Origin of the sequence: Phocaeicola dorei (assembly GCF_013009555.1) — a bacterium.
In the GTDB taxonomy this organism is placed as follows: domain Bacteria; phylum Bacteroidota; class Bacteroidia; order Bacteroidales; family Bacteroidaceae; genus Phocaeicola; species Phocaeicola dorei.
The window spans coordinates 1,834,614-1,846,402 of sequence record NZ_CP046176.1; the positions used below are offsets into that span (position 1 = coordinate 1,834,614).

9 protein-coding genes are annotated in these 11,789 nt (G+C 44.8%); 1 reads left to right on the forward strand and 8 read right to left on the reverse strand.

Translation table 11 applies throughout. The features are described from left to right. Positions 1–267 precede the first annotated feature (267 nt). The 8 genes from GKD17_RS07595 to GKD17_RS07630 all read right to left on the reverse strand — a co-directional run bounded on the left by GKD17_RS07595 (position 268) and on the right by GKD17_RS07630 (position 8,798). On the reverse strand, positions 268–1,209 hold the full coding sequence (locus GKD17_RS07595; RefSeq protein ID WP_007838002.1) for a tyrosine-type recombinase/integrase: 942 nt from the start codon (positions 1,207–1,209) through the stop codon (positions 268–270). 83 nt (positions 1,210–1,292) lie between these two features. Next, positions 1,293–2,240 (reverse strand): FimB/Mfa2 family fimbrial subunit, encoded by a 948-nt coding sequence (locus tag GKD17_RS07600; protein WP_007843703.1) that lies wholly within the window; start codon positions 2,238–2,240, stop codon positions 1,293–1,295. A 23-nt stretch (positions 2,241–2,263) separates the two neighbouring features. Continuing rightward, entirely contained in the window at positions 2,264–3,808 is a 1,545-nt protein-coding gene (locus GKD17_RS07605; protein WP_032936711.1) for an Mfa1 family fimbria major subunit, read from the reverse strand. Between the two features lie 31 nt (positions 3,809–3,839). Further along, positions 3,840–5,249 (reverse strand): DUF3868 domain-containing protein, encoded by a 1,410-nt coding sequence (locus GKD17_RS07610; protein WP_007843707.1) that lies wholly within the window; start codon positions 5,247–5,249, stop codon positions 3,840–3,842. Between the two features lie 6 nt (positions 5,250–5,255). Beyond that, a complete protein-coding gene (locus tag GKD17_RS07615) occupies positions 5,256–5,828 on the reverse strand; it encodes a DUF3575 domain-containing protein (RefSeq protein ID WP_007838008.1) in 573 nt (190 codons plus the stop codon). Positions 5,829–5,831: 3 nt separating this feature from the next. Beyond that, positions 5,832–6,926: a DUF3868 domain-containing protein gene (locus tag GKD17_RS07620; protein WP_007838009.1), complete on the reverse strand. Its 1,095-nt coding sequence runs from the start codon at positions 6,924–6,926 to the stop codon at positions 5,832–5,834. A gap of 28 nt (positions 6,927–6,954) precedes the next feature. Then, complete coding sequence (locus GKD17_RS07625; RefSeq protein ID WP_008652473.1) at positions 6,955–7,521, reverse strand: DUF3575 domain-containing protein; 567 nt, start codon at positions 7,519–7,521, stop codon at positions 6,955–6,957. A 347-nt stretch (positions 7,522–7,868) separates the two neighbouring features. Continuing rightward, a complete protein-coding gene (locus GKD17_RS07630; RefSeq protein WP_007838011.1) occupies positions 7,869–8,798 on the reverse strand; it encodes a tyrosine-type recombinase/integrase in 930 nt (309 codons plus the stop codon). 219 nt (positions 8,799–9,017) lie between these two features. Here GKD17_RS07630 and GKD17_RS07635 point away from each other — a divergent pair, with 219 nt between their 5' ends. Beyond that, entirely contained in the window at positions 9,018–11,714 is a 2,697-nt protein-coding gene (locus tag GKD17_RS07635) for an alpha-d-galacturonidase (RefSeq protein WP_032936512.1), read from the forward strand. The last annotated feature ends 75 nt before the right edge of the window (positions 11,715–11,789 follow it).

An 11,789-nucleotide genomic window follows, 5' to 3' on the forward strand; every position in this document is an offset into this window, starting at 1 on the left:
GTGAAATATAGTGAATTTATTGCATTGCGTTAATAGTAAAAAGCGCAATGTGTGTTGTTGTATTTCTTTGTTCTCCTTCGATTTGATAATTGTTCATATTATTATTACTTTTTATCTATTATATAACCTTTTTAATTAAAATCTAGAAAAAAGCTGTGCCTTTATTTGTTTGCTATCAGTTAATTGTCTATTTTTGCCCTCCAAATAAGATCTGTTACTTACGAAGTAACACAATATAAATCTATTGATAATTAGAATTTTATATATTTATACTCTCTTTTTCCCATTATTTGAAACGTATAGAATTATCGCATCATTAGCTTTCTTTATTTCTTCATTCTTGAAATTTTTCAAATATGTTTCTGTAACTTTCACTGACGAGTGTCCAAAAGCCTCACATATTAATTGTTCGGAGAAATTACAATATTTGGCAAGGGTGGCCCAGGTATGCCGGGTAGTGTATGAACTGACCTTGGTTGCCACTCCGCATTTTTTCGCCAATCTGCCTAAATTGTAATTCATGGTTCGTAGTGCCTGCTGATACTCTGTATATAGATCCTCTCCGGTTTTTGTTCCACTGAGGATGGGAAAAAGGTAGGGAGAGTCCTGATTGGTATTTTGATATTTGTTTATCAGCTTCATTGCTGTTGTCGGAATATCAACAATCATTTGCCCACCTGTTTTATATCGGCGATAAGAAAGTGTGTTGCCTTTCAAGTCGCTTTTGTGAAGATGGGCCAGATCAACAAAGGGCATTCCGCGTAATTGAAACATTAAATTAGCCCAAACTCTGCATCGTATCAAATCTTCCGGTAGTTTCTTTAGAGGAACCTCGTTTAGTAACTTGTTTATCTCTTCTACTTCCAATGCGCGTTTTATGTCGTTTTTCACGCCGGTGTAGACATGATGAAATAAACGGGAATTCTCGGTTATTATTTTTTTATCCACTGCTTTGTTATAAGTTGCACGCAATGTCCGCATATAGGTGGAAACAGTATTCCAACTTAGTTGCTTGTCACGCAGGTAGGTTTCAAATTCTTTCAGATTGGCTCTGTTGAGCTGGTGAAAGTAAATAACCTCACATCCACAGAATTCACTGAATGCGTTCAAGGTGCTTTGATAAATGTGAGCCGTACCATAACGTTTCTCGTCTTTCAGTTCATCAATCGTTTTGTTCATAAACTCGTTGAATTTTTTTTTATTTCTCATAATGTTCCGTTTTATAGATTTTACAAAATAAGTTGTTTTCTTAACGGAATCGAATATAGGTTGAAATGTTCGAATTAGAAAGGTTATTTATCTAATTCTGCATTATTTATACGTATCATCCATCCGTTTACTTTCATTTGTAAACATATATAAGGTTGCTGCGGATCATTTGTTGAGTCAAGAAAAAATATCAGATTATAGCGGTCTTGCCTGTCAAGATATTCTTGTGGAGGCATATAGGTTGTCTCGACATTACGTGACAGGAGCAGATATTGTGTAAGCGGAATATCGAAAATCTCTTTTCCACTAGGTTGATAGATTAACCGTAGACGGGTATCGTCATTTTCCATCAGTCTCAATGTATTCATTCCGGCATGCACTACCTGTATGTCTTCCAAATTGGCGCTTTCTTGCATAAAGGGGAGATAACAGGTGGAAACGGAGTCTATCGGAGTGTTCCAATGATCCATGCATCCGTTGCCGGCAGTCAGTTCCAGACGGAAATCATCTGTATCCAGCGGGACGGCCGACTGACTTTGCAATATGCAGCTCAGAATATTCGTGTTTTTAGTAAGAGAGAGAGCCAAAACCTGATATTCGCCGCTGATATGCACGTTGTCCAGCCGCCCGTGGAATAGAGATGAAAGTTTTTCGGATTGTTCTCCCGCCTCATTGCGTAATAGTGTCAGTGAAGTGGGAGTATGTTGATAATGCGAGTCCGACAAACCTGCCCAAACCAGAAAGGTATAATCTCCCTGAGGCAGGGAGGGGACTTGGATTATACATTCATTTTGATGGAATGTAAGACTGTCTACTTCCTCCCGGTCTATATAGTTTCCTTCCTGATCGAGAATAAATAGCGTGACATCTTTTACCTGGGTGGTCACGGCATCTACATTCAGCATATTATAGGTATAGGATAACTTTAACCAACAGCCTGTGGGACAATCGGATTGGTCATCGTCTACCCAGGAACATGCACTACAGAAAAGAGTACATAGGGCGAAGAGGATAGTAGCAGTTTTACTCATTGTTTTTCTATTTTGAGACTGTTTTATTCAAGGTCGGCATCTTGGTCACGGACAATCCACGGATATACTCCGAATTCTACGTCCAAGTATGCTTTGTATTCGTCCGGATCGGGTTTGGTATCCGGAGTGCCGGGACCCAGGTTCTTGATGCTGGTAATATTGACAGAATAAATATTGTTACGTACAATACCGAATTCCATTACGCCCATTGTGGTAGGATCGCCGTTATCAAGATGTTTGATCCAATAGTTGTAGAAGGTGGAGAAATTACCTTCATTCTTGGTGAAACGGGTAATCTGCTTGGCTGCCAGGTCTGCATCGCTGGATGCTTCTGTCAAACCATCAATATTGGCATCACCATGTTCACCCACAGCCGCCAGCGTGGTGTAGAATTTATAGTTGAAATAATACAGTGTCTTGAACACGAGCGGGTCTTCTACCGGCTGGCCGTCAGTGCCGATGGTCTGTGAGGCTTCCGGAGTGAATGTACCTTTCAGCATGATGCCGGTGGTGTACACCGTGTTCTGTACCGGACGGAACATACAGTTTTCAAGACAATACATGGAAACGTACTTTCCTGCATCGGCCAGACCGGACCAATTGCTGTCTGTTTGTTTTGACAGGTGGTTAGTGTAGAATGAACCGCCTGTGAAACTGGTAGTAGCTCCTGCTACGGTCTTGTCGAAGAAATAGGGATCGATAAGATAACCGTTGTTGTCGGCTATGTTACCGAAATTTCCTGCTTCCACGCTGTAAGATGACGGAGCGGAAGGAGTTTCAGATGCGGCATCCAGTGTAGCGACATGACGGAAAGTGTAGAACTTGTTTGCCAGATTGATGAATTTGTAGTTGTTCAGCCGGACTGTGGCGTAAGTCACTCCCTTAGGATTCTTCAACGTGTAGATTTCCTTGCTGTCATTTCTAACCATCAGTTTGGCAACGGCACGTTCCAAATTGATTCTGACGTGTGCTCTGGTGTCGCTCTTTTCGGGAGATTCTACGGCAATGTTCAGATTGGCCGAGCCACGGTTGGACATGATGAATCCCTTTCCGGGTACGCTGGTTATCATACCGTTTCCATAAGTGGTGGCGTCAATCTGTCCCAATAATGTTGATTCCTGGCCTATTTCTTTTTCGATGTCAAGGTTTTGTGTACCGTTCGCTACGGCAAGGATGTCATAGTTGCCCGGTTCCAATATGATTTCCTTGTTGCAAGAATAGATGATGGTTTGTCCTTCTTGGCTGTTCTCTTTGCTGGAGATACCCAATTCATTTTGATCTACGTCGAGGGTAGTAACCAAATTCTTGCTGGAAGAATCAAACAGATAGAGTTTCACATTGCTCACTTTGTATTCTTCGGCAGTACCGTCTTCATAGACTCCAGAGTCTTCGGCGGAAGCGGCACGGCTGCCGTTAGAAGAGTTAGGGACTACAAATGAAATCTCCATGTTGCCTCCTTTGGCTCCGGGAATCGGATTGTCTCCATTTCCTGAGGGGACATCTGCATCATTAATACATCCTGCCATTGCAGCTGCAAGAGCGAAGGATAATAATAATTTTTTGTTCATAATGTAAAAATGTTTTAGTAAAAAAATGTGATTAGTAAATCTCATGTAATATCTTCAGGTTTTCATCTGCTTGGGGCAGTCCTGCTTCTTTCGCTTTACGCAGCAGGTTTTCTGCTTCGGTATAATTCCCATTCAGCATTTGCATGATACCTTGCAAAAGGGTCTTTTCGGGAGTCTCACCGGCTTTGTCCAAATAGAGTGAGGCGCCTTTTGTATCTCCCTGTGAGAGCAGGATGCAAGCTGCATTGAGATTGGCAACGGGATGTTCCGGATTAAGCAGAACGGCCGTCATGAAAATCTTATTGTATTCCGGACTGCCGGCAGGGTAGGTCTGGGCTATGCGGAACATCTCTTCAATACTCAGATTCTTGGGGTTGCTTTCGAAAACCTGCTTGGCCTGCTCTACCGTAAACGGACGTACCACATAGTGGATGGTGTAGTCTGAATGACGGAGACCCGGGAACCAGTGTTGCAGGATGAAACGGAACTCTTCGGGATAACGTTTCCGTATTTTCCGTTCTTTCTCATCGGGGCTGTTTTTGCTCTCCGCAATATGTAACAGTTCCTCGCGATGGGAAATAACGGTATCGGTCAGCAACTTGATAAATCCGTCCCAGTCTTCGGGGGTGTAATGGGTGGTAAACAATGTATCATTGAAAGAATATTGGCTGCATACATAGTCTTTCAGGGTCTGGGTCCGTTCCCGTGCCAGACGCTCGTTGTTTGAGTAGGGACCTTCGGGAGAGGCGTATCCATGAATGTCAATGTGTGAAATGACTACATTGGTATCGTTTTTTATCAAGTCGATACTGCGTTTTATCTTTGCCAGTTCGGCCGGATTGTTTCTGTATTCGGGATAGATAATTGTTTCGTTGAGCGGGAAGTCCAGATAGGCACGTCCGCTTTCTTCACGCAATTTCCTTTCTTCCATCTGCGGAGTGATAAACGCTACGTGCGGATGGATATCGGGAAGCATATTCAGGCGGGTCAGATAGGTGGAGTCTGTATGGCGGGGGACTCCGCATCCGCATTCTTTTTCGATGAGATGCAAGGAGGCATGTTTCATCCAGTGAGTGAAGGGGATGCTGCGTAAGTAGTGTACGCTTTGTTTCCGGTCATTGCGGCGGCGTAACTCTTCATAGTCTTTTTCCTGCCGGCCGGTTTCACGTTGGAAGAAAATATGTTGTTTACGACCGTTCACATAGATGGCGGGAAGCTGGATGAAGTTGTCCAGGCTGTCGCTGAGCTGGGGAACCAGTATGACTGATTCGTTAGAGGGAATCTGTCTGGTAATGTCTACTTGCATGGACACTACCAGACTTTCTCCCATCCGGTAGAGCTGGGAGGAGGCGATGTAAATCGAACTGTCCCGTTCTGCCGGCTGCGCTGATGAGCAAAGCGTAGGAAAAATAAATGATATAAAATAGAATAAATATTTCATGGCTCTTTAGTTAAATATGTAAACTATACTCAGGGATGCTTTGGAGGGGCCGAAATAGTGATAATGGCCTTTTTCCAGTAATTCGGCACACACGTCAGGGCATTTATATTTCTTATAATCGATATATTCATACCCTACACCGACGGAAACTTCTATATTCCAGTGGCGGTTGAGCATGATGTGGTATCCATAACTTATGCCTCCACCGGCCAGCCAGCCTGCATATCGGTGCTCTTTCAGCCAGGGGAAGAGTCCGAAAGGCATCTTTTTCCCTCCTACGTTGAACTGCGCTCCGTTGAGATAGGCTCCCCAAAAACTGCCGTTGAATTTCTGGCAAGTCCAGTAGCGGTATTCAGGTTGTATGAGCCAATATTTGTTGACATATCCTTCCGAGCGTTTCCACGGACGTATGCTGCCGGACAAATCGAATGTGGATTTGGAGCCGAAGGCATATTCCACACCGGCATTCAGCGCACCGTTGGCGGCGGAAAGCAGGTTGCTTTTGACAGCCATTTTCTGTGCGGAAACGGAAAGGGCGCCGCCGAGCAGAAGACAAGAAAGGATATACCGGGTTTTCATATTTTATTGTATATTGGTTTGATTGGATTCAAAGAATATTTTCAGGTTATAGGTGGCTTCTTCCGAGCCTTCGGCTTTGGCTGCTTTCAGCAGGCGGATGCCTTCGTAGGTGTTGTTGCACAACAGTTCGTAGGCGCCACGGCAGTTCTTGTAGGCAAGCGTTTCATGGGAAGCCATTTGCAGATAGCGGCCGGCTGCCTGTGTGTTGCCCCGTTCGATGGCGGCAGCAGCGGCGTTGAGGTTGGCAACGGGGCTTGCCGGATATATCTTGACACTAATATCTATGATTTTGTAGAACTGTTCCGGAATGTTCTTGTAGCTGATGGCTACGGTGTAAAGCTCGCGTAACGAAAGCATCTGCGGATTGATTTCGGCTATGACACGCGCTTCGTCCAGACTGAAGTTCAGCTCTTTCTGGTTGCGTTCATCGGTTGCGTCGCTTTCGGGAGATACATAGCTTCCTTTGAAATATGGTTTGGCAGATGGTGCAGACGGGGCAGGGGAAACAGGACGGTGTTCCGGAACAACGGGGGCAGAGGGTGAGGCTGCTGCCATAGGAGCTTCCCGGTTCCTGTCCTGTTGGGGAACGAAATTATCTGTTACTTTTGCTATATGGGTTGCTTTGTCCGGAATGGGGATATTTTCACTTTGTACTTTCTCTCCGTTGCCGTTGATGACTTCTTTCTTGAGGTTCAATGTGGCGAACTGTACCCAGTCGGCTGCCGGGAGGGAAGCACGGTAGTGGATAGTCTGATCGCTGTCTGTCAAGGGGATAGCGGTAAATACGGGAGTTACATTCGCTTTGCCTCTTCGTTTGTTGAGCGCCAGGGTGCGGCGGTATAGCCGATGTGCACGTTCTCCGTTGAGCAGAATTTGAGGTAATTCTGCAGTGTGGGTTCCGTCTGTGAGGACAGGGGTGAGACGGATATGGCTTTTGGTGTCCATCTGGGGAACATTGAGAGTCATTTTCATGGACACTATGGCAGAGTCCTGTCCGAGAGTAACGGAGGGAGGCAGGATATCAAGTTTCAGGTTTTGTGCAGTGGCAAAGGTGCCGCATAATAAAAGACTGAATAGTATGTTTGTCTTGAGTTTCATGACTGATAGGGTATATTTGCTTTTATATTTATTGAATGAAATAAATGAATGATATGCCTAGCTGGGTAGGTCCGACATAGTTGGAGTGGGATTTCTTAATAAGTGCGTCTCCTTTGGCGGGACCGTATTTATCATAGGTGAGATGGGCGTATCCGACAGATATGCTTGCTTCAAGACTCCAGAATGTGCTGAGCAACCATTGGTGTCCATAGGTAATGCCGCAACCTATCAGATTACCCTGATAACGGTTGTTCTTTACTGTTGTAAAAGGAGTGGTTCCACCGAAATTGTATTGGGCGAAATGGGCTTGCACCCCGAAAAAACTTCCTATGAATGTTTCATTGAGCCACCAACGATATTCGGGCTGGATCAGAATATGTTTCATTTTTTTGTTTTCTCCCAGATTCCAGGGATTATAGTTGACGCTCAGATTGAATGAATGGGTGTCATCACACCTTATTTCTCCTCCCAGGTTGAAAGTGCCGGTAAGGTCATAAAGAACATTGCTTTTTACAGCGATACTTTGAGCCGAGGCTATACGCGGAGTCATAACTGCTAGCATGATTGCTATTATAAATAAGTAAGAATGTCGCATTGTCAATATTTTTGTTTTGTTTTTTTTCTGTTACTTTAGAAGTAACGGAAGGGAAGGAGGGAGGGAAAAAAACATGAAAACAGCAGTAAAATAAAGATTTAGTGGCTGTTAGAGAAGATAAAAGACTGGGAATGTAGCTTAACTCATATTGACGATCAGAGTATGGGCAGGGAGGGCTATATGCGGAATAAAAAAATTTTTTGAAATAAAAACGAAAAAAAAGTGTAGAAATCTTGCACTGTATCTAAAGTTTGTATACTTTTGCTTCCAAAATCTGTTCCGTTACTTCTAAAGTAACAGTCTTGTAATTTACTGTTTTATAATGTAATGTGAAGTTTTAAAATTGATTATATAGAAATGTTAATGTGATTAATTATTACTTTATTTGCTTTGTCTAATTCATCGTTTTTAAAACTTTTCAAATAGGTTTCGGTCACCTTTGTGGAGGAGTGCCCTAGGGCATCACAAATCAATTGTTCCGAAAAGTGGCAGTATTTAGCCAAAGTGGCCCAAGTGTGGCGGCTGGTGTAGGAACTGACATTGAGTTTGATTCCGCAGTATACCGCCAGTTGTTTCAGGTCATAGTTCAGTTTCCGCAAGGCATGTTGGTATTCTGCATATTCTTCTTCGCTTTTCCGGTTTCCACTGAGAATGGGAAGCAGGTAGGGGGAGTTGGAATCTGTATTTTGATACCGTTTGATAAGGTTCATGGCAGCGGGAGGAATCTCTACGGTGAGCAGGGTTCCTGTTTTGTGGCGGCGGTAGGAGATAACGGAATCTTGCAGGTCTGTTTTGCGCAGGTGTGCCAGATCCACAAAGGGCATCCCGCGTAACAGGAACATTAGGGTAATCCATGCCCGGCTCTCTTCCATACTTTGCGGCAAGGGGCGTGGAAGGGAGGCACTTAATAATTTGCTCATGTCTTTGGCATCGAGGGCGCGTTTGGTATTGGCTTTTACACCAGTATATACGTGACGGAAAAGACGGGGCTTTTCTTCTGTCAGACCATCGTCCACGGCTTTGTTGTAGATGCTTCGCAAGGTACGCATATAAGTGGAAACAGTGTTCCAGGTGCATCCCTTGTTACGCAGGTGGTTCTCAAATTGTTTCAGGTATGAACGTTCCATCTGGTTGAACCGGATGGTGTCGGTCTTGCAGAAGAGCATGAAGGCGTTCAATGTGCTTTGGTAGATGTGGGCGGTACTGAAACGCTCTTCTTCTTTTAGCGACCGGATAAGTTGTTCCATAAATAGGGTCAGGTTAGATTTTTCTTTCATTGTTCTTTCATTTTTAAAATTTAGATACTGTATATTTCTCAGTTTAAATGCGCATTCTCTGAGTTAATCTTAAAAGTCCGGATGAGTTTATTTGTTCATCGTTTTATTTCTTTTTGTGATAGCTTGTGCTTTTTCCTCGCTTTTTGACGATTGGCGGAGGTCTTGTGAGTACGTCTTGTTGTTTTTTTCGTCTAACTGTAAATAATTTATATGAAAAGAATGAAAAATATCAGGCTAGGAACACTTGTCGCATGTATGTGCGTGTTATGGGGGTGCGAGAAACCCAATGTGAATATTGTGATGCCGCAGGAAGCGTCGAACCGGGTGCTGTTTGCTGGAGAACATTTGAAAAAAGCGCTGGAAGATGCGGGGTATTCGTCTGTTATGTTGTCGGATACTGCCGGTATAGATAAAGATGAGGTCTGCATCCGTCTGGAACAGGCTACTGATACAGCCGGACTGAAAAAGGAGGGATTTACCATTTCTACCCGTGGAAACATGACTACAGTGACAGGAAACGACGGAAACGGTGTGATTTACGGCTGTCGTGAATTGATAGATCATGTAGGACAATACAAGGATTTGAAGTTTCCGGCACAACTGACGGATGCTCCTGAAATGGTGCTTCGCGGAGGTTGTGTAGGGATTCAGAAAATGGAATACCTGCCCGGAAGAGGGGTGTATGAGTATCCCTATACGCCGGAGAGCTTCCCTTGGTTTTATGATAAGGAACAATGGATAAAATATCTGGATATGCTGGTGGAAAACCGTATGAATTCCTTGTATCTGTGGAACGGGCATCCGTTTGCTTCCTTGGTGAAGCTGGAAGAGTATCCTTTTGCCGTAGAAGTGGATGAGGAAACTTTCAAGAAAAATGAGGAAATGTTCTCGTTTCTGACTGCCGAAGCGGACAAGAGAGGTATTTTTGTGATCCAGATGTTTTATAATATATTGTTAAGCAAGCCTTTTGCCGAGCATTACGGGTTGAAAACACAGGATCGTAACCGTCCTATTACTCCGCTGATCAGTGATTATACACGTAAGTCGGTGGCCGCGTTTATAGAAAAATATCCCAATGTGGGTTTGCTGGTATGCTTGGGGGAAGCGATGGATACCTATGAGGATGATGTGGAGTGGTTTACCAAAACCATTATTCCGGGAGTGAAGGACGGGTTGAAGGCACTGGGGCGTACGGATGAGCCGCCCATCTTGCTGCGTGCGCACGATACGGACTGCAAGATGGTGATGGATGCCGCGCTGCCGTTATACAAGAACCTCTATACCATGCATAAATACAATGGTGAGTCACTGACTACTTACGAACCGCGAGGTCCTTGGTCCAAGATACATTCGGATCTGAGTGCTTTGGGAAGTATTCATATCAGTAATGTGCATATTCTGGCAAACTTGGAACCGTGGCGTTGGGGATCTCCCGACTTTGTACAGAAAGCGGTGAATGCCATGCACAATGTACATGGAGCCAATGCCCTGCATCTGTATCCGCAGGCTTCTTATTGGGACTGGCCGTACACGGCTGATAAGTTGCCGGATGGCAAACGGGAGTATCAGCTGGACCGTGACTGGATATGGTACAAAACCTGGGGACGCTATGCATGGAACTGTCATCGGGACCGTTCATCTGAAGTGGAATATTGGGACAAGCAGTTGGGCGATTATTATGGTACGACTTCTGCCGAAGCCGGAGATATTCTGGAGGCATACGAGCAGAGTGGAGAGATTGCTCCGAAGTTGCTCCGCCGTTTCGGCATCACGGAAGGGAACCGGCAGACTTTGTTGCTGGGTATGTTTATGAGTCAGTTGGTGAATCCTTATAAATATACTATCTATCCGGGATTTTATGAGAGTTGCGGGCCGGAGGGCGAGAAGCTGATAGAATATGTGGAGAAAGAATGGAAAAAACAGCCACATGTGGGCGAATTGCCGTTGGATATTGTGGCGCAGGTGGTGGAACACGGTGACAAGGCGGTGGCGGCCATTGATAAGGCTGCCGCAGCGGTGACTCGTAATAAAGAGGAGTTCGGACGTTTGCAGAATGACATGCATTGCTATCGTGAATTTGCATACGCGTTTAACCTGAAAGTGAAAGCTGCGCAGCGTGTCTTAAACTATCAGTGGGGAAAGGATCTGAACGAATTGGACGCTGCTATTCCATTGATGGAACAAAGTCTGGATCATTACCGCAAGCTGGTGGCATTGACGGATAGTACTTATTATTATGCCAACAGTATGCAGACCGCGCAACGCCGTATTCCTATCGGTGGTGACGGTGGCAAGAACAAGACCTGGAAAGAGATGCTGGTGCATTATGAAAATGAACTGGCTAATTTCAAGGCGAACTTGCAGTTGCTGAAAGATAAGGCGGCAGGTAAGGTGACAGAAAGTGCAGCTGAGATAAAACCTTTGTCCGCCGCAAATGTGAAGATTCTGAACGGACTGACTCCGGTGAAACTGGCGACGGGTGCAAGCCTGTTTTCCAATGTGCCGGGCAAGGTAGATGCGTTGGCCGCCGAGTTGGAAGGGCTGACTGCTTATAGAATGAACGGGGATGTGCAGCGCAAGGAAGGTACGACAATAGAGTTTGAAGCGGCTGCTCCGGTGAACTTGTTGGTAGGTTATTTCCGTGATGACCAGAAGAAGTATGCGAAAGCTCCGAAACTGGAAACGGATGCTTCTGCCAATGATTACGGTCAGGCGGAACCGAAACTGACCAATGCCGTACGCATAGCGGGTATGCCGCTGGCGAATGTACATGCTTATCATTTTGAGGCTGGAAAGCATACCTTGTTGCTGCCGAAAGGATATACGATGGTGCTGGGATTTACAGACGCGCAGGTAACTCCGCGTAATGCGGGACTGGCCGGTGCGGAGGAAACGATGGACTGGATGTTCTATTAGTAGCCGTAGTTCCAGAGGCTGGAATCGTAGTATAGCGTAAAATTTTCAAGTATATCTTGAGAATTTTACGCTATT